The following is a 20264-nucleotide window of genomic DNA, read 5'->3' on the forward strand; positions in this document are numbered from 1 at the left end:
AATTTGAATGAGAAAGCGTATTGTCATACCAAGCGCTATGCTTAACGCTGATATTTTGTCCCACCACAAGGAGTGGAGAATGTCTTCCATAACAATGACTGATAATAAAACGTTCCTGAATGAGCTGGCCCGCCTGGTAGGCCATTCTCACCTGCTGACAGACCCCGCCAAAACCGCCCGCTATCGCAAGGGTTTCCGTTCCGGTCAGGGCGACGCGCTGGCCGTTGTTTTCCCGGGTTCATTACTGGAACTGTGGCGTGTGCTCAACGCCTGCGTTAACGCTGACAAAATTATTCTGATGCAGGCCGCCAACACCGGTCTGACGGAAGGCTCCACGCCGAACGGCAACGACTACGATCGCGATATTGTGATTATCAGCACCCAGCGGCTGGATAAGCTGCACTTACTGGATAACGGCCAACAGGTTCTGGCCTGGCCCGGTACGACGCTCTATGCGCTGGAAAAAGCGCTTAAACCGCTGGGCCGTGAACCGCACTCGGTGATTGGTTCGTCGTGTATCGGCGCGTCGGTCATCGGCGGCATCTGTAATAACTCCGGCGGCTCGCTGGTGCAGCGCGGCCCGGCCTATACCGAGATGTCGCTCTTTGCCCGTATTGACGAGCAAGGCAAACTGCAACTGGTCAATCATCTGGGTATCGATCTTGGGCATACCCCGGAGCAGATCCTGAGCAAGCTGGATGATGAACGGATTAAAGATGAGGATGTGCGTCACGATGGTCGTCATGCGCACGATCACGACTATGTGACGCGGGTACGAGATATCAACGCCGATACGCCCGCCCGCTATAACGCCGACCCGGACCGTTTGTTTGAATCTTCCGGCTGCGCCGGAAAACTGGCGGTTTTTGCCGTTCGCCTTGATACCTTTGCAGCGGAAAAAAATCAGCAGGTTTTTTATATCGGCACTAATCAGCCCGCGGTACTGACTGAAATCCGTCGGCATATTCTGGCGAACTTCGACAATCTGCCAGTGGCGGGAGAATATATGCATCGCGATATCTACGATATTGCGGAGCAGTACGGTAAAGATACCTTTCTGATGATCGATAAACTCGGCACCGACAAGATGCCATTCTTTTTCACGCTAAAAGGCCGAACCGATGCGATGCTGGAAAAAGTAAAATTTTTCCGTCCGCATTTCACCGACCGCGCGATGCAGAAATTCGGCCACCTGTTTCCCAGCCATCTGCCGCCGCGAATGAAAAACTGGCGCGATAAATATGAGCATCATCTGCTGTTAAAAATGGCGGGAGACGGCGTCGCAGAAGCGCAACGCTGGCTGAATGAATTTTTTAAATCCGCTGAGGGCGGTTTCTTCACCTGTACGCCGGAAGAAGGCAGCAAAGCCTTCCTGCACCGCTTCGCCGCTGCTGGCGCAGCGATTCGTTATCAGGCCGTACACGCTGATGAAGTGGAAGATATCCTGGCGCTGGATATCGCCCTGCGCCGCAACGATACCGACTGGTTCGAGCATCTGCCGCCGGAAATCGACAGCCAACTGGTACATAAACTCTATTACGGCCACTTTATGTGCCACGTTTTTCATCAGGACTATATCGTGAAGAAAGGCGTCGACGTCCATGCGCTGAAAGCGCAAATGCTGGAGCTGTTGCAGGCGCGCGGGGCACAATACCCGGCGGAGCACAACGTTGGACATCTGTATAAAGCGCCGGAAACGCTGACGCGTTTTTATCGGCAAAATGACCCAACCAACAGTATGAACCCCGGTATCGGCAAAACGAGTAAGCGGAAATTCTGGCAGGAAAATACGCCCGACGAAACGCATTAACACCGTGCGGTTTACCGTGAAGCCCGGCGGCGCGATGCCTGCCGGGCCTGCGGCTACTTAATCGTTCTGTGCGGTTTGCGCCCCGGCACTGGCGCTGGCTGCCGCCATTTGCGCGGCTTTTTGCTTTTTATAGCTCAGCGCGGCAGCCGGAACGGGCATGACTTTACCGGTTTCAATCCATGTACGCAGGCGACTGGCGTCCGCAAAGTGGGTATATTTGCCGAACGCGTCCATGACCACCAGCGCGACCGGTTTGTTATTGATCACGGTACGCATCACCAGGCAATGCCCCGCCGCATTGGTAAAACCGGTTTTCGTTAACTGGATATTCCAGTTATCACGGTAGACCAAATGGTTGGTATTGCGAAACGGCAGCGTATACGCCGGATGCGAGAATGTCGCCATGTCTTCGCGCGTGGTGCTTAGCTGGCCAATCAGCGGGTATTGCTTCGTGGCAATCAGCAATTTTGTTAAATCCCGCGCGGTCGAGACGTTATGAATCGACAGCCCCGTCGGCTCAACGAAGCGGGTATGCGTCATGCCCAGCGCTTTCGCCTTCGCATTCATCGCTTTAATAAACGCGTTATAACCGCCAGGATAATAGTGCGCCAGGCTTGCCGCCGCACGGTTTTCGGATGACATCAACGCCAGCAGCAACATATTTTTGCGGCTAATTTCGCTGTTCAGGCGCACGCGGGAGTAAACCCCTTTCATTTCCGGCGTCTGGCTGATATCGACCTTCAGTATTTCATCCAGCGGCAATCGCGCGTCGAGCACGACCATCGCCGTCATTAATTTGGTTATTGAAGCAATCGGACGCACCAGATCCGGGTGGTTCGAATAGATCACTTTATTGGTGTTGAGATCAACAATCATTGCGCTACCGGAGGCAATCTCAGGTTGAGACGCCGCGGTTGTCGCTGCCGTTTTCGCCACGGCCTGCGGGGCAAAAGGTACGGCCAACATCAGAGCAAGGCTCAGGAATGAAGCTCGGAATTTCAGCATGATGAGATTTCTGATAATGATTCACGCGCGTCGTAACGCACACCGCCTGAGCTAAGATTATACTCAAGCTAGCAGTGGCATCATAGCGGCACGCCAGCGTTGCCGCTACAGAAGAATCGTCAGCAAATGCTGCATTGCTGGCTTTTGCGCCAGCCCTTTTTCGCATCAGAACAGGCGGTAGCCGTATCCCCACAGGATCACGGTGATCGCCAGTAGCACCTCCAGGACCAGCACGCCGATAGCGAGCGTCGAACTGGAGAAGCTTAATCCTTCCTCTCTATTAATGTTAAGGAAAGTCGGAATACCCAAATACAGCAAATAGCCGGTGTAAAAGAGCGCGACAGCGCCGACCAGTGCGCATAGCCATACCAGGGGATAGAGCGCCACCAGACCACTTAAAAACAGCGGCGTCGCGACATAGCCGGCAAAAACCATACAGCGCGCAAGCGATGGCCGTTGCGGATAGTTTCGCGCCATCCACCAGATGACGCGTCCCATCACCGCGACGCCCGCCAGCATCACGCCGTAGAACAAGACCGCCAGCGCAAAAGCGGTAAACAGCGAGAGTTGTAACACGTTGCCGTCGCCAAAATTCCAGCCGATTTGCGTCGTGCCGATAAAGGCGCAGACGACGGGAATCGCCGCCATCAGCAAAACATGGTGCGTATAGTGATGCGAAACGGTTTCGTTTTCGCTTTTGATCACCTGCATTTCCCGATCGGGATGGGAAAAAAGCCCCCATACATGGTTCATACTGCCCCCTTCTGCTGCCTCAGATGCCAATATGTTCAAGTATAATTCAGTTTCTGGTTATTTTATGAGCAATGGCAAAATAGTCTCCGGCAAAACGTCGGCTTTGCCACGCACGCCTCTTGCCAGGGTGTATGCTTAATGCCGGAGGTGGTTTACGCATGGATATCAACACGCTTATTACGCATTATGGCTATGCGGCGCTGGTTATCGGCAGTATGGCCGAAGGTGAAACCGTTACCCTGTTGGGGGGCGTCGCGGCGCATCAGGGATTGCTCAAGTTTCCGCTGGTGGCGGCGGCCGTCGCGCTGGGAGGGATGATGGGCGATCAGCTACTTTACCTGTTAGGACGATGCTATGGCGGGAAGATCCTGCGTCGTTTCCCGCGTTATCATACGAAGATTCGTCGCGCGCAGAAAATGATCCAACGCCATCCGTATCTGTTTGTGATCGGCACGCGTTTTATGTACGGCTTCCGGGTGGTTGGCCCGCTGCTGATTGGCGCCAGCCGCCTGCCGCCTAAAATTTTTCTGCCGCTGAATATTGTAGGCGCGCTGATCTGGGCGCTGCTGTTTACCACGCTGGGATATCTTGGCGGCGAGGTGATCGCGCCATGGCTGCACGACCTCGATCAGCATCTCAGGCACGGGGTCTGGCTGATTCTGGCCATCGTCCTGGTGGTGGGCGTGCGCTGGTGGCTGAAAAGACGCGGCAAAGCGGAGGCCCGTTAAACCCGATGGTATCCGGATGGCATAACGCCGCCATCCGGCACCCGGCGTTTATTTTGCGTTGAATTGCGGATTTGCCAGCATAAACCCGCCGTCGACAATCAGCGACTGACCGGTGGTATAGCTTGCTCCTTCCGAACACAGCCAGGCGACGAGGCTGGCTATTTCATGCGTAGAACCCGGTCGGGCGATAGGGATCGAGGGTTCCGATCCCGGCTCAATGTCGCTGTCATCCATATCATTCATCGGCGTGGCGATAGCGCCTGGCGCGACGGCGTTGACCAAAATATGATGTTCAATCAGTTCCAGCGCCATGGATTTAGTCAATCCCCCCAGCGCATGTTTCGCCGCGGTATAGGCGCTGGCTTGCGGAAGCGGCGTATGCTCATGGACGGAGGTGATGTTGATAATACGCCCTCCCTCTCCTTGTTTAATCATATGCCGGGCGGCGATCTGCGCGCAGAGAAACGCGCCATCGACGTCCACGGTAAAAATTTGCCGCCACTGCGTAAACGGCATATCAATAAACGCGGATTTGGTCATCGCCCCGGCATTATTGACCAGCACGTCAACGCGCCCCAGGCGCTGGATAAGATGTTCAATGGCCTGCGCGCCCTCGGGTAACTGGCTCAGGTCAAGATGAATGGTCTCTGCCCGCACACCAAACTGCGCCGCTTTTTTTGCCGTCTCCTGCGCGCCGCGTTCATCGGAATGCCAGGTGATACCAATATCAAAACCGTTTTGTGCTAATAACAACGCACACGCTTTGCCAATTCCCGAATCTGATGCCGTTACAATTGCGACTTTGGTCATATTCCTCTCCGGATGATTCATACACAGCCTAAGTATAGGAACCCTGTCTGAATCATCCGGAAAAATCAGGAATGATAACCGCCGCCCAGCGCGCTGGTAAGCTGAATAGAGGCATCCAGCCACTGGCCCTGCAACAGCAAGCCGTTACACTGCTCGCGCAGTGCCGGGATTTTGGCCTCGCTCACGCGGGAACCCGCAATAATGCCGGCATTAAAGCGCGCTTGCGCCAGACCGACCACACGCTGCGCGTCATGCTCAATCTGCTGCTGATGCTGATTTTTCTGCGCCAGCGTCTCTACCTGACTGGCGGCGCGCGCCACATCATTAACCGCATCTACCACCGCTTTGTTGTAGTTGGCGATAGAAAGATTGCTTTGCGCTTTGGCGATATCGAGGTTGGCATTCAGCCTGCCGCTGTCGAAAATCGGCAGCGTCAGCCCGCCGGTAATGCCATATTGCTGTGCGGAATGGCGGAACAGATCGCTCAGATGTAACGCATCCTGCTGTAAAAAAGCCATCAGATTGATATCGGGATAAAACGCGGCCTTCGCGGCGTCAATGCTGCTCAACGAGGATTCAATGTACCAGTGCGCGGCCTGCAGATCCGCCCGGCGCGCCAGCAACGAATACCCCAGTTGCGACGGTAACTGGCTTTCAACGGCGGGGAGACTCACCTGACGTAGCTTGAGCGCCGCCGATTGCGTATTGGTTAACGCGCTGAGCCGCGCTTCAATGACCTTCATTTTACCGTTAACGTCATTCAGCTGCTGCTGGGTTTTACTGGCGTCGATATCGGTCTCGACCCCTTCAACAGAAGAAGTAATACCGTGTTGATACAGCTCCCGGTTTACCGCCACCACGTTTTGCTGCTCATGCTCGATTTGCGTCAGCACATTTTTCAGCGCCGCCTGCGTCTGCCACTCCCAGTAGAGTCGCGCCACGCCGCTTGCCAGCAGTTGTCGGGTCTGCTCCTGCTCCGCTTCGCGCGCTTTGACCGCCCCGATCCGCGCGGTAACTTCAGCGCGGTTTTTCCCCCATAAATCCAGATCCCAGCCCGCCGTCAGGCCAAATGTACCGTTGGTATACCACGGCCCGGTCGTTCCCGCCGCAGGGTCGGTAATCGCGAATGGCCCCATCAGCCCTTCCGCGGACATTCGCTGGCGCTCAATGTCGGCAGAAAAGTCGAGCTGCGGGCCGTCCTGCGCCTCAACCGCTTTCGCCTGCGCTTCCGCCAGTTGAATACGCTGTTCAGCCACCTGCATATCCGGCGAATGCTGTATGGCATTATCAATCAGCGCGTCAAGCTGCGCATCGTGATACGCCTTCCACCACTGGCTATCCGGCCAACCGTTTTTCAATGCCGCCGGCAGGCTGGAATCAACATGAGAAGAGGGCGTCTGCTGGGTCAGCGACTGGCGGGTATCGTGCATAGGGGCGCAGCCCGCCAGCAAAATAAAAAGCGGTAAGCTCGCTGTCGCGGCAAGGAAAGAATTACGATTCATGGAGGTGTTCTGATAAAAAAAGGTGCGCAGAGAGTACGTCTTACGGCGATCTATTTTTTAGTTACGCGTGGCAATACATCATCAGACAACAAAAGACATATTTTGAAATTTATATGATTAGCAAATAATTTCATCTGATACATTTTTTGATGTAATGATTCAATGTAAAGCCCCATTAACCCGTTAATAAATGAACGATTTTGCTGCAATACGCGCCAGCAGCCTTCATGAGTTAAACGTCGCCGCGCCCAACAAAGCAGCAGATGGCTTAATACTTTCCTATACTTTGTTTGTATTTACCAATAAAGGGACAAACAATGAAAATTCTTCTATGGGCAATCTTAATTATTTTTCTGATTGGGCTGTTGGTGGTAACGGGCGTGTTTAAGATGATTTTCTGATTCCTGCGCCGGGCAGCGATAGTATCTGCCCGGCACACGTTCTGGACGCTGTAGAGATTAGATTTTAATAGCCTGAATCGCCCGCGCAATCTCGGACGAACGGTTTAACGCCCGAATCGACTGAAAAAGTTCTATCGCCTCAATATATTCCTTACGTAAATATCCCAACCACTGTTTAATACGCGCGACATGATATAAACCGGTATCGCCCTGCTTTTCCAGTCGGGTATATTTTTGTAATAACGTCACCACTTCCGGCCACGGCATACGCGGCTCGTTATACTTCACCACCCGGCTCAGGTTAGGAATATTTAACGCCCCACGGCCGATCATCACCGCATCGCAGCCGCTGGTCGCCATACATGCCTGCGCGCTCTGCCAGTCCCAGATTTCGCCATTCGCGATAACCGGAATAGTCAGACGCTGGCGTATTTCGCCGATCGCCTGCCAGTCGATATGCTCGGCGCGGTAGCCCTGCGCTTTGGTACGACCATGCACCACCAGTTCACTGGCGCCGGCCTGCTGCACCGCATCGGCGATTTCAAATTTTCTATCGCCGCTATCCCAGCCGAGACGCACTTTTACCGTCACCGGCAGATGCGACGGTACCGCGGCCCGCATCGCTTTCGCGCCCTGATAGATGAGTTCGGGATCTTTGAGCAATGTCGCGCCGCCGCCGCTGCCGTTCACCACTTTTGACGGACAGCCGCAGTTCAGGTCCACGCCATACGATCCCAACGCCGTCGCCCGCGCGGCGTTTTCCGCCAGCCACTGCGGATGCTGGCCCAGAAGCTGAATACGCACCGGCGTGCCGGACGGCGTGCGGCTGGCGTGATGCAACTCCGGGCAGATGCGATGAAACACTTTTACCGGCAGCAGCTGATCCACCACGCGCACAAATTCGGTGATGCAGAGATCGTAATCATTCACTTCGGTCAGCAGCTCGCGCACTAACGCGTCGAGCACGCCTTCCATCGGCGCCAGTAAAACACGCATATCGGTATCCACAGCAAAAAAAGAGGCGCTATCATAACGCCTCTCTGCGATGAGCAAAACTTTTTGCCGGGTGGCGGCGCAAACGCCACGCTACGTCACGTAAGGCGCTCAACGCGGCTCAAGACAGTTATCTTCTTTCCAGCCGTACAGCCATTCGATACCGCGATAAAACGCCTCCTGCGATTTCCCTTTCCACAACAGATTACGCACCTGACGCTCCACCCCGGCGGCGTGATAGAGACGCCCCATCTCGCGGGTAGACCAGACGATACGCGCCGTGCGGGGAATGCGCACCGACTCATACAGCGCAAATGCCTGCTGCGCGTCGCCGTCGCAGCGTTCCAGCGCTTTGCCTAGCGTGACGGCGTCTTCCAGCGCCATACAGGCGCCCTGGGCCATATATTGCGCCACCGGATGCGCGGCGTCGCCCACCAGAGTGATACGCTCGGTTCCCCATTTCGCGACCGGCTCGCGATCGGCGGTCGACCAGCGGCGCCAGGAGGTCGGCTTGTCCAACATCTGACGCGGGCGGGGATGAATACCGGCAAAATAAGAGAGCACCTCTTCTTTACTGCCGTCTTTCACGCCCCACTCTTCTTGCTGGCGGCTGTGGAATGTCACCACCAGATTGTACTGTTGGCCTCCGCGCAGCGGATAATGGACCAGGTGGCAATGCGGGCCTGCCCACAGCACCGGTGCGTTAATACGTAAATCGTCCGGCATATCGTCGCAATCAATCACCGCCCGATAGACTACATGCCCCGTTACGCGCGGCACATCGCCGAGTAAACTTTGCCGCACGACCGATTTAACGCCGTCGCAGCCCACGAGAATATCCGCCGTCCAGCTATTTCCCTGCTCATCAAACACCGTAACGTCATCCGGCGTCTGGCGGATATCGACAATATGGGTCGAGGTACGATACTCCACGCCAGGGTGCGTCAGCACCGCTTCCCATACCGTTGCATGAATATCTACCCGGTGAATTACCGCATACGGCCCGCCAAAATGGTCGCGGAACGCCTGCCCGGTTTCAATGCATACCACTTCTTCGGCATTCACGGCATCCATCATGGTAATGTGATCGGTAAACACCGCACGCTGGCGGGCAACATCGCCCACACCGAGACTATCCAGCGCCGAAAAAGCGTTCGGCCCAAGCTGAATACCCGCGCCAATCTCGCCAATTTCGTGCGCTTTTTCCAACAGCATGACTTTTATTCCCTGGCGCGCCAGCGACAGCGCGGTCGCCGCGCCGCCGATTCCGCCACCTACAATAATTGCGCTTGTCACGTGAGTCATGGTCATTCTCCTTTTCAGGCCGGGATTTTATCTTGTTGATTTTCCGGCGCGGCGGCAATAAACGCCGGTAGCTGTACGCAGGCGTCATAAACGGCTTTACAGCGCGGATAGCCTGATAAATCGCAGCCCATCCTGAGCGCATTCGCCCACTGAGGAATCAGGCAGCAGTCCGCAAGGCCTGGCGCGTCGCCCACGCAGAATCGTCCGGACTGACTTTTACGCAATAGCTGCTCTACCGCGCTTAACCCTTGCTGTATCCAGTGGGCGTACCAGCGTTTTTTATCCTCTTCGCTAACCTTCAGCTCATCGGTCAGGTAGCGCAACACGCGCATGTTATTGATTGGGTGTATATCGCAGGCGATAGCGTAGACAATTTCCAGCGCCTGGCTGCGCGCCGGGTCGCTCGTCGGCAGCAGCGGCGTTTGCGGAAAATGTCGGTCCAGCCAGTCGGCGATGGCCAGCGATTGCCCCAACGATTCGCCGTCATCAGTGACCAGCGTCGGCACCAGGCCTACCGGATTCATCCGTCGGTAGGCCAGCGCATTCTGCTGGCCGATACGAATATTGACGCCCACCGTCTGGTAATCAATCCCCTTTAACGCCAGCGCAATACGTACACGATAAGACGCCGAACTATTAAAGAAACTGTACAGCTTCATCGTTCACCTCAGACAATTTTCACAGCAATCGGCGTCAGACCTTCTACGTTCCCGGTGATGACATCCCCTTTCACCACGGCGCCCACCCCCTCTGGCGTACCGGTGAAAATCAAATCACCTGGCTGCAATTCAAAGAAGCCGGACAAATAGCTGATGGTTTCATTCACCGACCAAATCAGATGACGAATATCGCTGCGCTGATGGTCTTCGCCGTTAACCTGTAACCAAATAGGGGCGTTATCCACATTATGCGTTTCAGCGGCTTTGTGTAATGGCGCAATGGGCGCGGAGAGATCGAACGCTTTGCCGATTTCCCACGGGCGTCCCATCTGGCGCATTTCCATCTGACGATCGCGACGCGTCATGTCCAGACCGGTGGCGTATCCCCAGACATATTCATGGGCTTTTTCCAGCGGGATATCGCTCCCCTTTTTACCAATCGCCACCACCAGCTCAATTTCATAATGGTAGTTATCGGTCTGCGCCGGATACGGCAGTTCCAGGGTATCCCCCGCCGCTACCGGGACGACAGCGTCCGCTGGTTTACAAAAGAAGAACGGCGGTTCGCGATCGGGATCAAAGCCCATTTCACGGGCATGGGCGGCATAGTTGCGACCCACGCAGTAAACGCGACGTACCGGAAACTGCTCATCACTGCCCGCCACGGGTACTGTCACTGGGGCCTGCGGCTGGAATACATATTTGGTCATGTTCTCTCTCCCTAATTAATAACGTGCTTCGCGGAACAGCCCCAGGGCTTCCTGAACCGGCTTGTCCGAAAAGCTGAATAACACCGTGTCTTCGCTGCTGCGAAACGACACCTCATGCCAGGTCGGCGCCACAAAAATGTCTTTTGCGGAAAAATGAAAAGTTTCGTTGCCGATAGTGACCTGCCCTGCCCCTTCAACGACGTGGTAGATAGTGCTGTCGGTGCTCCGCGCCACACGCGAGGCAAAGCCTTTTGGCAGCAGTTGCAGGAACGCGCCCATCGACGGCATCGGATAACCGCCGGTGACGGGATTAACGTAACGCAGCTTGTAACCTTCCCACTCATCCGGATCGCCCATACGGGTCAGATCGTGCAGCGCCTCGCGGCTGCGGTCGTAACGGTAGTTGAAAATCGGCGACGAGTTCCCGCGCTGGTGGCGCAGCGGCAGCATATTCGCTGCATAGCGCGGCAGATAATCGCCCTCTTTTCGCGTCACCGGCTGCTGATCTTCGGGATAGTCTTCCGCAAAACCACAGCCCAGGAGATTGACTAACGGCAGATCCAGACCATCCAGCCATACCACCGGCTCTGATCCCGGATTACCATGATCGTGCCAGCGCCACTGCGGCGTCAGGATAAAATCGCCGGTATGCATTGGCGTGCGCTCGCCGTCCACCGCGGTAAATGCGCCTTTACCTTCGACGATAAAACGCAGCGCCGACTGGTTATGGCGATGACTCGGCGCGACTTCGCCGGGCAGGATCAACTGTAAACCAGCATATAAGGTCGCCGTGATCGACGACTGACCGCGCAATGCCGGATTTTCCAGCACCAGCACCCGGCGGATCGCCTCTTTCGCGCCAATGACATTGCCGCTTTCCATCAGTAGCGGACGAATTTCCTGATAATTCCAGTAGGCCGGCGCGCAGTTGGCGTTTGGCGTCTGCGGTACCAGGTGATGTAACGATTCCCACAGCGGCGTCAGATTCTGCCCGGAAATATGCTGGTAATACTGCTGACGGCTATCTTTTACGTTCTGATTTATTTCAGACATGGAGATTCTCCTTATTCGTTTACGACGCTGGCACGCGGCAGGTCGTCAGGTACAGAAATCGAAAGGCGGACAACCACCGTCAGCAGGGTAAGCATTACCGCGCTGATAGCCGCCGGAATAGCAATGACAAAAAACAACGTATCGAAAGAGAAATTGAGGGCCATCATCATGCCGCCGGAGAGCGAACCGACAATCGCCCCGCAGCGTCCAATGGCGTTCGACCAGCTCACGCCCGTCGCCCGGCTTTGGGTGGGGTACAGCGTCGCCGTCAGAGCATTCAGCCCGACCTGGGAACCGCTAATACCGATGCCGGTACCAAAAATCGCCAGCGCCATCAGCCAAAGGCCGTTTTCGCTCAGGCCTATCATGACAATGCAAACTGCGCCCAGCGCATAGCTCACCGCCAGTACCCGGAACGGGTTAAGCCGGTCCATCAACACGCCGAGTAACAGCGCGCCAAGCGTGCCGCCAACCTGGAATGCGGCAGTCACCCACGACGCCTGTTGCAGATCAATACCGCGATGGTTAAGTAACGTCGGCATCCAGCTGGAAAGCAGATAGATAATGAGCAGGCTCATAAAGAACACCACCCATAACATCAGGGTAATGACAAGCTGTCGCCCGGCAAAAAGCTGGCGAATACTGCCTTTGGCGATGGCTGCCGTCTCATGCAGAAAGAATTGCGTATCGTGATAGCGCTCGCCGGTAATGGCGCTGACCGTCCGGGCGACAACGGCTTGCGGTAGTTGGCGACGTACCTGCCAGCGGGGAGATTCCGGCAGCGCGAACAGCAGGCCGAAAAACAGCAGCAAAGGCAAGATGCCGCCTAGCGCCAGAATTCCGTGCCAGCCAATCAGCGGCACCAGTTGCGCGCTCACAATCCCGCCCATCGCCGACCCCAGGGTAAAACCACAGAACATCAGCGTGACCAGCGCTCCGCGTCGACGAGCGGGAAGGTATTCCGACGTCATGGTGATGGTATTCGGCATCGCTCCGCCCAGTCCCAGACCGGTTAAGAAGCGCAGCAACACCAGGGTTTCTATATCCGGCGAGAAAGCGGAAAGCAGGCTCAATGCGCCGAATAGCGCTACGCAAAGCTCAATGACCCGCTTGCGGCCAAAGCGATCCGCCAGCGGCCCGCATAGCAGCGCGCCAGCCGTAAGCCCCAGCAGCCCTGCGCCAAACAGCGGCGCAAGTTCGCTGGCGCTTAGCTGCCAGTGAGTACGAATATCCGGGGCGATGAAGCCAATCGCGGCGGTGTCGAAACCATCGAGCATAACCACCAGAAAACAGCAGATGATAACGCGCCACTGCATTTTGCCGACGGGCGCGGCATCAATAAGGGCTTGTAGATCACGTCGTTGAGTCATAGCTAATGCCTCAGTGCAGGGAGATAGATGTTGTTTTTATGTTTGCTATGTTACGAGTTTGTAGAGTGAGCGATAAAATGTACAATGGCTTTTCAGGCAGAGACATAACCTGGAGGTTATAGCGAATGGCGAACTGGGCGCAGAAATTGAAATTACATCACCTGCAAACGCTGGTTGCGCTGGGCGAACAGGGCAACCTGACGCACGTCGCCCGGATGATGAATATCTCCCAGCCGGCGCTATCGAAGTGGTTATCTCAACTCGAAGATGAGATAGGCATCACGCTTTTTGAGCGCCACAGTAAAGGGCTACGGCCCTCGGAAGGCGGTAAATTACTGCTCCAGCACGCCCAGCGCCTAATTAACGATCTGGAGCGTTCACAGTATGAAATCGCCCGTTTCAAGCAGGGCGGCCTGGTTGGCAGCCTGAAGATCGGCTGTTCGCCCGTGGCGACTGACTGCGTATCACAGGCGATTCTGAGCCTGCTTAACGAAATGCCGACGCTGCATCTGAATATTGAAGAGAAGGTAATGACGCCGCTGCTGCACGATTTGCTTGCCGGTCAGGTGGATGTGGTGGTAGGGCGTGTCGGCGGCCGCGCCCTGCAACTGCCGCTTAATTATCAGGTACTTTATACCGAGCCGGTCTGCTTTGTGGCGCGTCCGCACCATCCGCTGGCCGCGCGAGCGCAGATCGCCTGGAGCGATCTGGCACACTGGCGGTGGATAGTCTGGCCAACCGGCACCCCTATTCGCATCAGTATTGATAACGCCCTCGTCGATAACGGCGTCATGCTCCCGGAAAACACCATTGAGTCAGCGTCAATGAACGTCAGCACCAATTTGCTGCAAAGCAGCGATATGATCTCTATTCTTTCTTTACGGCTGGCGCAACGCTATGCCAGCCAGGGGCAACTGGCGATTTTAAACTTGCCAAAAATTGAGCAAAAAGGCAGCGTAGGGATGTTCTGGCGTAAGAATGAGACGCCGTCTTTGGCCCTGAGTCGCTTTTTGTATTTTTTAGCCCAGGTTTAACGCCGCCGACCAGGGGCATTGCCCGATGTTCCTGCTGTCTATACCCACTATGCTAAGAATTCATGATGTGATCGGTAGCACGTTTTAACGTTTAATTGTATGATGAATCCATCTCATCAAGGGCTTTAAACATGAGTAAGTCACTGAATATTATCTGGCAATATATACGCGCTTTTGTATTGATTTATGCCTGTTTGTACGCAGGCATTTTTCTTGCATCACTGCTTCCTATCACTATTCCCGGCAGCATTATCGGGATGTTAATTCTGTTTGTATTGCTGGCGCTGCAAATTCTGCCGGCAAAGTGGGTTAACCCCGGCTGTTATGTGCTGATTCGTTATATGGCGTTGCTGTTTGTGCCGATTGGCGTCGGGGTCATGCAATATTTTGATTTACTGCGCGCGCAATTCGGCCCGGTGGTGGTCTCTTGCGCTATCAGTACGCTGGTCGTTTTTGTGGTCGTAAGCTGGAGTTCACATCTGATACACGGTGAGCGTAAAGTGGTTGGGCAGAAGGGAACGAAAAAATGATGACATATATCTGGTGGTCGTTACCGCTGACGCTGGCGGTATTTTTCGCCGCCCGCAGACTGGCGGCGCATTTTAAAATGCCGTTGCTGAATCCGCTGCTGGTGGCAATGGTAGTCATTATTCCTTTTCTGTTGCTGACCGGTATTCCCTACGAGCACTACTTCAAAGGCAGCGAAGTACTTAACGATCTGCTGCAACCGGCGGTAGTGGCACTGGCCTATCCCCTTTATGAACAATTGCACCAGATTCGCGCGCGTTGGAAATCCATTATTAGCATCTGTTTTGTCGGCAGTCTGGTAGCGATGATTACCGGGACATCCGTTGCCTTGCTGATGGGCGCAACGCCTGAAATCGCGGCATCGGTACTGCCTAAATCCGTGACTACGCCTATCGCGATGGCGGTGGGCGGCAGCATCGGCGGCATCCCTGCGATCAGCGCGGTATGCGTAATTTTTGTCGGTATTCTGGGCGCGGTGTTTGGCCACACGCTGTTAAACGCGATGCACATCCGTACTAAGGCCGCACGCGGGCTGGCAATGGGGACCGCCTCACATGCGCTCGGTACTGCGCGCTGCGCCGAGCTGGATTACCAGGAAGGCGCGTTTAGCTCCCTGGCGCTGGTGATCTGCGGCATTATTACCTCGCTGGTAGCGCCCTTTTTGTTTCCGCTCATTCTGGCGGTAATGCGCTAACGACGGGACAAAAGACCGGGTTAAAATTTGCGATACGTCGCGCATTTTTCATTTAAGTTTCACAAGTTGCATAAGCAATGAGATTTAGATCACATATTAAGACATGACAGGCCCGTAAACTACGGTTCCATTACATTGTTATGAGGCAACGCCATGCATCCACGTTTTCAAACTGCTTTTGCCCAGCTTGCGGATAATTTGCAATCAGCGCTGGCCCCTATCCTGGCGGACCACCATTTTCCCGCCATGCTGACCGCAGAGCAGGTCTCGACGCTTAAAAATACGGCGGGACTGGACGAAGACGCGCTGGCTTTCGCACTGTTACCTCTGGCGGCGGCCTGCGCCCGTACCGATTTGTCCCATTTTAACGTCGGCGCGATTGCGCGCGGCGTTAGCGGCAACTGGTATTTCGGCGCAAATATGGAGTTCCTGGGCGCCACCATGCAACAAACTGTGCATGCTGAACAAAGCGCGATTAGCCACGCCTGGCTACGCGGCGAAAAAGGGCTCGCCGCCGTCACCGTTAACTACACCCCTTGCGGCCACTGTCGCCAGTTTATGAACGAGCTGAACAGCGGTCTGGATCTGCGCATTCATCTGCCGGGCCGCGCGCCGCATACGTTACGCGATTATCTGCCTGACGCTTTCGGGCCAAAAGATCTGGAGATCAAAACGCTGCTGATGGACGAGCAGGATCATGGCTTTACGTTAACGGGCGATACGCTAACGCAAGCGGCGATTACGGCAGCCAATAAGAGCCATATGCCTTATAGCCACTCACCGAGCGGCGTGGCGCTGGAATGTAAAGATGGCCGTATTTTCACCGGCAGCTATGCGGAAAACGCCGCCTTTAACCCTACGCTTCCCCCGCTGCAAGGCGCGCTAAACCTGCTGAGTCTCAATGGTTATGACTATGCGGATATTCAGCGTGCGATTCTGGCGGAAAAAGGCGATGCGGCATTAATTCAATGGGATGCCACCGCCGCAACGCTGAAAGCGTTAGGTTGCCATAATATTGACCGCGTGCTTCTCGGCTAAGCAAATGTGCCGGATAGCGACGCACTGGCGTCTTATCCGGCCTGACTCTCCTCTCCCGCGACCCGATACAAGGGAAATCATGCTGAAAATCTCCGCAATCAGACGGCGGTTTCTTGCGCTACGTCTTCGGGTACAGTAGCCTGATCGTACTTTCATCCTGGTATCGAGTTTCCTGCATGTTAAAGCGCGTGTTTTACAGCCTGTTGGTCCTGGTAGGCTTGCTGCTGTTGACGGTGCTTGGCCTCGATCGGTGGATGAGCTGGAAAACAGCGCCCTATATCTATGACGAGCTACAGGATCTCCCCTACCGCCAGGTTGGCGTCGTGTTAGGGACAGCCAAATACTATCGCAAGGGTGTCATTAATCAGTACTATCGTTATCGTATCCAGGGCGCGTTAAACGCTTACAATAGCGGTAAAGTCAATTACCTGCTGCTCAGCGGCGACAATGCCCTGCAAAGCTATAACGAACCGATGACCATGCGCAAAGACCTTATCGCGGCGGGCGTCGATCCTGCGGACATTGTGCTTGATTACGCTGGCTTCCGTACGCTTGACTCCATTGTGCGTACCCGCAAAGTGTTTGATACCAACGACTTTATTATCATCACTCAGCGCTTCCACTGCGAACGCGCCTTGTTTATTGCGCTGCATATGGGCATTCAGGCGCAGTGTTACGCGGTACCTTCGCCCAAAAATATGCTGACAGTGCGCCTGCGCGAATTTGGCGCCCGCTTTAGCGCGCTGGCGGATCTCTATATTTTTAAACGCGAACCGCGTTTTTTAGGCCCGCTGGTACCTATTCCCACGCTGCATCAGGTACCGAATGACGCCCAGGGGTATCCGGCAGTTACGCCGGAACAATTGCTTGAACTGGAAAAGAAAAAAGGGAAATGATCATGGATGTACAGACGATATTTGTCATATTAGCCTTTCTGCTACTCCCGCTTTTTTGCTTCCGTGAGGCCTGGAAAGGCTGGCGAACCGGCGCGGTAGATAAAGTTGTCAAAAATGCGCGAAAACCGGTTTATGTCTATCGCCATGCCGATCCCGTACAATATTGGTCTTATCTTTTTCTTTATACCGGTTGCGGTTTTTTATTTACTGGAATGATTATTTATCTTCTTTTTTATCGTTAATCTATTTATTATCCCTTTAAAATTGAGAATAGTTATTATTATGATATAAGGAACAAATGCTGTTTTGCATTCTGGTTTCATTTTTTTGTGAATTCTTTCACAGAATACCCTTCTTTCAATGCTTAGGCTGGCGGTAGATTTTAGATCATTAAAACGCGTTATTTGCGTTTCGCCTTAATTTATTCAAGCATTAAGGAAGATTATATGCCGCAACAAAATTATCTGGATGAACTCACGCCTGGTTTTACGCCATTACTGGCAATAAAAGAGGCTTCACGTTGTTTATTATGTCACGATGCGCCCTGTAGTCAGGCTTGCCCGGCGCAAACCGATCCGGGGAAATTTATTCGTTCTATTTACTTTCGCAATTTTAAAGGCGCAGCGGAAACTATCCGGGAAAATAATGCGCTTGGCGCCGTCTGCGCCAGAGTCTGTCCGACGGAAAAATTATGCCAGCGCGGATGTACACGTTCTGGAATAGATAAACCTATTGATATTGCACGCCTGCAACGTTTTATTACCGATTTTGAACAGCAGACTGCCATGCAGATTTATCAGCCCGGGAGTAAAACACGCGGGAAAGTCGCGATTATTGGCGCGGGTCCGGCAGGTTTGCAGGCAAGCGTGACGCTCACACATTTAGGCTATGACGTCACCATTTACGAAAAACAGCCGCAGCCCGGCGGATGGCTGCGTCACGGCATCCCGGCATTTCGTCTGCCGCAAAGCGTACTCGATCAGGAAATTGCCCGCATTGTAGAAATGGGCGTCAATATTAAATGTAATTGTGACGTGGGCGGGTCGCTATCGCTTGCGCAACTCAAAGCCGAATATCGCGTCGTGCTGATGACCGTCGGGATGTCCTGTGGCTCTGATTTACCGTTATTTGAGCAAGCCAGTCACGTAGAGATTGCCGTTGATTTTTTACAGCGCGCCCGTCAGGTAGACGGCGATATTAGCGTTCCGCGTAGCGCATTAATTATTGGCGGCGGCGACGTAGCGATGGATGTCGCCAGTACGTTAAAAATTCTCGGCTGCCCTTCCGTCACCTGCGTGGCGCGGGAAGAATTAGCCCAATTTCCCGCCAGCGAAAAAGAATTTACCAGCACGCAGGCATTAGGCGTATCGATTATTGATGGCTTTACGCCTGTCGCCGTCAGCGGAAATAAAGTGACCTTCCACCATGTACGCCACTCAGGAGAACTGACGCTGGAAGCGGAAAATATTATTTTGGCCGTGGGGCAGCACGCGCGACTGGATAACTTTGCGGAGATAAAAGCGCAGCATAATATTATCGACACGCACAATTATCAAACCGACGACCCGGCGATCTTTGCCGCTGGCGATATTGTTAAAGGCGATAAGACCGTCGTTTATGCGGTAAAAACCGGAAAAGAAGCCGCTCAGGCTATTCATCATTATTTAGAGGAGGCCTGCTCATGTTAACAAAAGATTTGTCTGTTACCTTTTGCGGCGTTAAGTTTCCCAATCCGTTTTGTCTCTCTTCTTCTCCGGTAGGCAACTGTTATGAGATGTGCGCCAAAGCCTATGATACCGGCTGGGGCGGGATCGTTTTTAAAACCATTGGTTTTTTTATTGCCAACGAAGTCTCTCCACGTTTTGATCACCTGACCAAAGAAGATACCGGTTTTATTGGTTTCAAAAACATGGAGCAAATTGCTGAACATCCGCTGGAAGAGAATCTGGCCGCCATTCGACGGCTAAAACAGGATTATCCGGACAAGGTGCTGATTGCTTCTATCATGGGGGAAAATGAGCAGCAGTGGCAGGAACTGGCGCGTCTGGTTGAAGAAGCCGGCGCGGATATGATTGAGTGTAACTTCTCTTGCCCGCAGATGACCTCGCACGCCATGGGAAGCGATGTAGGGCAAAGCCCGGAACTGGTTGAAAAATACTGCCGCGCCGTAAAACGCGGTTCATCTTTGCCAATGCTGGCGAAAATGACGCCGAATATTGGCGATATGTGCGAAGTCGCGCTGGCCGCTAAACGCGGCGGGGCCGACGGTATCGCCACCATCAACACCGTGAAATCCATTACTAACATCGACCTGAACCGCAAAATCGGGATGCCGGTGGTTAACGGTAAATCCAGTATCTCCGGTTATTCAGGAAAAGCGGTGAAACCCATTGCGCTGCGTTTTATCCAGCAGTTGCGAATGCACCCTGAACTGCGCGATTTCCCGATTAGCGGTATCGGCGGCATTGAAACCTGGGAAGACGCTGCCGAATTTCTGCTGCTGGGCGCGGCGACCCTACAGGTGACGACAGGCATTATGCAATACGGTTACCGCATTGTAGAAGATATGGCGAGCGGCCTCAGCCACTATCTGGCCGATCAGGGATTTGCCTCATTACAGGAGATGATCGGGCTGGCGAATGGCAATATTATCCCGGCGGAAGACCTGGATCGCAGCTATATCGTCTATCCGCGGATTAATCAGGAGAAATGCGTCGGCTGCGGACGTTGCTATATCTCCTGCTATGACGGCGGCCATCAGGCGATGGAGTGGGATGAACACAGCCGCACGCCGCATTGCAATACGGAAAAATGCGTCGGTTGTCTGCTGTGCGGTCATGTCTGCCCGGTCGCCTGTATTGATTTAGGCGAGGTCAAATTTAAAAAAGGCGAAAAAGAACACGCGTTAACGCTGTAGCTCACGGTATGAAGCCCGGCGCGCAGTTTCGCTGCGCCGGGTTATCTGATAAGCAAGG

21 protein-coding genes are annotated in these 20264 nt (G+C 54.1%); 11 read left to right on the forward strand and 10 right to left on the reverse strand.

Annotated elements, in window-relative coordinates; translation table 11 throughout:
* The first annotated feature begins 79 nt into the window (after window positions 1-79).
* Window positions 80-1810, forward strand: coding sequence for a D-lactate dehydrogenase (gene dld / locus ACLD4F_RS06165; RefSeq protein WP_000095234.1), 1731 nt, complete (start codon window positions 80-82; stop codon window positions 1808-1810).
* Between the two features lie 57 nt (window positions 1811-1867).
* On the opposite strand, the gene pbpG is transcribed toward dld, so the two are convergent.
* Both pbpG and ACLD4F_RS06175 read right to left on the reverse strand, forming a co-directional pair.
* Entirely contained in the window at window positions 1868-2815 is a 948-nt protein-coding gene (gene pbpG / locus ACLD4F_RS06170) for a D-alanyl-D-alanine endopeptidase (RefSeq protein ID WP_000911555.1), read from the reverse strand.
* Window positions 2816-2980: 165 nt separating this feature from the next.
* Window positions 2981-3568, reverse strand: a complete 588-nt coding sequence (locus ACLD4F_RS06175) for a Yip1 family protein (protein ID WP_001017057.1) — start codon at window positions 3566-3568, stop codon at window positions 2981-2983.
* A 158-nt stretch (window positions 3569-3726) separates the two neighbouring features.
* On the opposite strand from ACLD4F_RS06175, the gene ACLD4F_RS06180 reads away from it, so the two are divergent.
* Window positions 3727-4296, forward strand: coding sequence for a DedA family protein (locus ACLD4F_RS06180; protein WP_001523476.1), 570 nt, complete (start codon window positions 3727-3729; stop codon window positions 4294-4296).
* A gap of 48 nt (window positions 4297-4344) precedes the next feature.
* Here ACLD4F_RS06180 and ACLD4F_RS06185 read toward each other — a convergent pair whose 3' ends face one another.
* Complete coding sequence (locus ACLD4F_RS06185; RefSeq protein ID WP_000169608.1) at window positions 4345-5106, reverse strand: SDR family oxidoreductase; 762 nt, start codon at window positions 5104-5106, stop codon at window positions 4345-4347.
* Window positions 5107-5171: 65 nt separating this feature from the next.
* Window positions 5172-6608: a multidrug resistance outer membrane protein MdtQ gene (gene mdtQ / locus ACLD4F_RS06190; protein WP_411010731.1), complete on the reverse strand. Its 1437-nt coding sequence runs from the start codon at window positions 6606-6608 to the stop codon at window positions 5172-5174.
* A 317-nt stretch (window positions 6609-6925) separates the two neighbouring features.
* Here mdtQ and yohP point away from each other — a divergent pair, with 317 nt between their 5' ends.
* Entirely contained in the window at window positions 6926-7009 is an 84-nt protein-coding gene (gene yohP / locus ACLD4F_RS06195) for a small membrane protein YohP (protein WP_000698460.1), read from the forward strand.
* A gap of 57 nt (window positions 7010-7066) precedes the next feature.
* Here the strand turns inward: yohP and dusC are convergent, their stop codons facing one another.
* The 6 genes from dusC to ACLD4F_RS06225 all read right to left on the reverse strand — a co-directional run bounded on the left by dusC (window position 7067) and on the right by ACLD4F_RS06225 (window position 13099).
* Complete coding sequence (dusC, locus tag ACLD4F_RS06200) at window positions 7067-8005, reverse strand: tRNA dihydrouridine(16) synthase DusC (RefSeq protein ID WP_001264837.1); 939 nt, start codon at window positions 8003-8005, stop codon at window positions 7067-7069.
* A 108-nt stretch (window positions 8006-8113) separates the two neighbouring features.
* A complete protein-coding gene (locus tag ACLD4F_RS06205; protein ID WP_080188327.1) occupies window positions 8114-9307 on the reverse strand; it encodes a 3-hydroxybenzoate 6-monooxygenase in 1194 nt (397 codons plus the stop codon).
* A 14-nt stretch (window positions 9308-9321) separates the two neighbouring features.
* Entirely contained in the window at window positions 9322-9966 is a 645-nt protein-coding gene (gene maiA / locus ACLD4F_RS06210) for a maleylacetoacetate isomerase (protein WP_094897077.1), read from the reverse strand.
* Window positions 9967-9974: 8 nt separating this feature from the next.
* Window positions 9975-10676 carry a fumarylacetoacetate hydrolase family protein gene (locus ACLD4F_RS06215; protein ID WP_000170621.1) on the reverse strand — a complete coding sequence of 234 codons (702 nt, stop codon included), beginning with the start codon at window positions 10674-10676 and terminating at the stop codon, window positions 9975-9977.
* Between the two features lie 15 nt (window positions 10677-10691).
* On the reverse strand, window positions 10692-11729 hold the full coding sequence (gene gtdA / locus ACLD4F_RS06220; RefSeq protein ID WP_001289857.1) for a gentisate 1,2-dioxygenase: 1038 nt from the start codon (window positions 11727-11729) through the stop codon (window positions 10692-10694).
* A gap of 11 nt (window positions 11730-11740) precedes the next feature.
* Window positions 11741-13099 carry an MFS transporter gene (locus tag ACLD4F_RS06225; RefSeq protein ID WP_000194214.1) on the reverse strand — a complete coding sequence of 453 codons (1359 nt, stop codon included), beginning with the start codon at window positions 13097-13099 and terminating at the stop codon, window positions 11741-11743.
* A gap of 125 nt (window positions 13100-13224) precedes the next feature.
* Here ACLD4F_RS06225 and ACLD4F_RS06230 point away from each other — a divergent pair, with 125 nt between their 5' ends.
* From ACLD4F_RS06230 to preA, 8 genes are all read left to right on the forward strand, one after another.
* Window positions 13225-14133, forward strand: coding sequence for a LysR substrate-binding domain-containing protein (locus ACLD4F_RS06230; protein ID WP_000024658.1), 909 nt, complete (start codon window positions 13225-13227; stop codon window positions 14131-14133).
* A gap of 131 nt (window positions 14134-14264) precedes the next feature.
* Window positions 14265-14663, forward strand: coding sequence for a CidA/LrgA family protein (locus tag ACLD4F_RS06235; RefSeq protein ID WP_000045719.1), 399 nt, complete (start codon window positions 14265-14267; stop codon window positions 14661-14663).
* The gene (locus tag ACLD4F_RS06240; RefSeq protein ID WP_000989296.1) at window positions 14660-15355 is read left to right on the forward strand and encodes a CidB/LrgB family autolysis modulator; all 696 of its coding nucleotides are present in this window, start codon (window positions 14660-14662) and stop codon (window positions 15353-15355) included. Before ACLD4F_RS06235 ends, ACLD4F_RS06240 begins: the two co-directional genes overlap by 4 nt.
* A gap of 153 nt (window positions 15356-15508) precedes the next feature.
* Window positions 15509-16393: a cytidine deaminase gene (gene cdd / locus ACLD4F_RS06245; protein WP_000553526.1), complete on the forward strand. Its 885-nt coding sequence runs from the start codon at window positions 15509-15511 to the stop codon at window positions 16391-16393.
* Window positions 16394-16569: 176 nt separating this feature from the next.
* A complete protein-coding gene (sanA, locus tag ACLD4F_RS06250; protein ID WP_411010732.1) occupies window positions 16570-17289 on the forward strand; it encodes an outer membrane permeability protein SanA in 720 nt (239 codons plus the stop codon).
* Window positions 17286-17531, forward strand: coding sequence for a DUF2542 family protein (locus ACLD4F_RS06255; RefSeq protein ID WP_000605187.1), 246 nt, complete (start codon window positions 17286-17288; stop codon window positions 17529-17531). Before sanA ends, ACLD4F_RS06255 begins: the two co-directional genes overlap by 4 nt.
* A gap of 204 nt (window positions 17532-17735) precedes the next feature.
* Window positions 17736-18977, forward strand: a complete 1242-nt coding sequence (locus ACLD4F_RS06260; RefSeq protein WP_411010733.1) for an NAD(P)-dependent oxidoreductase — start codon at window positions 17736-17738, stop codon at window positions 18975-18977.
* Window positions 18971-20206: an NAD-dependent dihydropyrimidine dehydrogenase subunit PreA gene (gene preA / locus ACLD4F_RS06265; protein WP_000956095.1), complete on the forward strand. Its 1236-nt coding sequence runs from the start codon at window positions 18971-18973 to the stop codon at window positions 20204-20206. The genes ACLD4F_RS06260 and preA overlap by 7 nt, the downstream gene beginning before the upstream one ends.
* The last annotated feature ends 58 nt before the right edge of the window (window positions 20207-20264 follow it).

Origin of the sequence: Salmonella sp. 741265050_HSA (assembly GCF_046569445.1) — a bacterium.
GTDB classification, from domain to species: Bacteria; Pseudomonadota; Gammaproteobacteria; order Enterobacterales; family Enterobacteriaceae; genus Salmonella; species Salmonella enterica.

Coding starts and splice junctions, on each gene's coding strand:
- yohP (WP_000698460.1), top strand. CDS start 6,926: ATGAAAATTCTTCTATGGGCAATCTTAATTATTTTTCTGATTGGGCTG.
- pbpG (WP_000911555.1), bottom strand. CDS start 2,815: ATGCTGAAATTCCGAGCTTCATTCCTGAGCCTTGCTCTGATGTTGGCC.
- maiA (WP_094897077.1), bottom strand. CDS start 9,966: ATGAAGCTGTACAGTTTCTTTAATAGTTCGGCGTCTTATCGTGTACGT.
- dusC (WP_001264837.1), bottom strand. CDS start 8,005: ATGCGTGTTTTACTGGCGCCGATGGAAGGCGTGCTCGACGCGTTAGTG.
- ACLD4F_RS06185 (WP_000169608.1), bottom strand. CDS start 5,106: ATGACCAAAGTCGCAATTGTAACGGCATCAGATTCGGGAATTGGCAAA.
- ACLD4F_RS06260 (WP_411010733.1), top strand. CDS start 17,736: ATGCCGCAACAAAATTATCTGGATGAACTCACGCCTGGTTTTACGCCA.
- dld (WP_000095234.1), top strand. CDS start 80: ATGTCTTCCATAACAATGACTGATAATAAAACGTTCCTGAATGAGCTG.
- ACLD4F_RS06175 (WP_001017057.1), bottom strand. CDS start 3,568: ATGAACCATGTATGGGGGCTTTTTTCCCATCCCGATCGGGAAATGCAG.
- ACLD4F_RS06215 (WP_000170621.1), bottom strand. CDS start 10,676: ATGACCAAATATGTATTCCAGCCGCAGGCCCCAGTGACAGTACCCGTG.
- preA (WP_000956095.1), top strand. CDS start 18,971: ATGTTAACAAAAGATTTGTCTGTTACCTTTTGCGGCGTTAAGTTTCCC.
- ACLD4F_RS06225 (WP_000194214.1), bottom strand. CDS start 13,099: ATGACTCAACGACGTGATCTACAAGCCCTTATTGATGCCGCGCCCGTC.
- ACLD4F_RS06235 (WP_000045719.1), top strand. CDS start 14,265: ATGAGTAAGTCACTGAATATTATCTGGCAATATATACGCGCTTTTGTA.
- ACLD4F_RS06180 (WP_001523476.1), top strand. CDS start 3,727: ATGGATATCAACACGCTTATTACGCATTATGGCTATGCGGCGCTGGTT.
- ACLD4F_RS06230 (WP_000024658.1), top strand. CDS start 13,225: ATGGCGAACTGGGCGCAGAAATTGAAATTACATCACCTGCAAACGCTG.
- ACLD4F_RS06205 (WP_080188327.1), bottom strand. CDS start 9,307: ATGACTCACGTGACAAGCGCAATTATTGTAGGTGGCGGAATCGGCGGC.
- mdtQ (WP_411010731.1), bottom strand. CDS start 6,608: ATGAATCGTAATTCTTTCCTTGCCGCGACAGCGAGCTTACCGCTTTTT.
- ACLD4F_RS06240 (WP_000989296.1), top strand. CDS start 14,660: ATGATGACATATATCTGGTGGTCGTTACCGCTGACGCTGGCGGTATTT.
- gtdA (WP_001289857.1), bottom strand. CDS start 11,729: ATGTCTGAAATAAATCAGAACGTAAAAGATAGCCGTCAGCAGTATTAC.
- sanA (WP_411010732.1), top strand. CDS start 16,570: ATGTTAAAGCGCGTGTTTTACAGCCTGTTGGTCCTGGTAGGCTTGCTG.
- ACLD4F_RS06255 (WP_000605187.1), top strand. CDS start 17,286: ATGATCATGGATGTACAGACGATATTTGTCATATTAGCCTTTCTGCTA.
- cdd (WP_000553526.1), top strand. CDS start 15,509: ATGCATCCACGTTTTCAAACTGCTTTTGCCCAGCTTGCGGATAATTTG.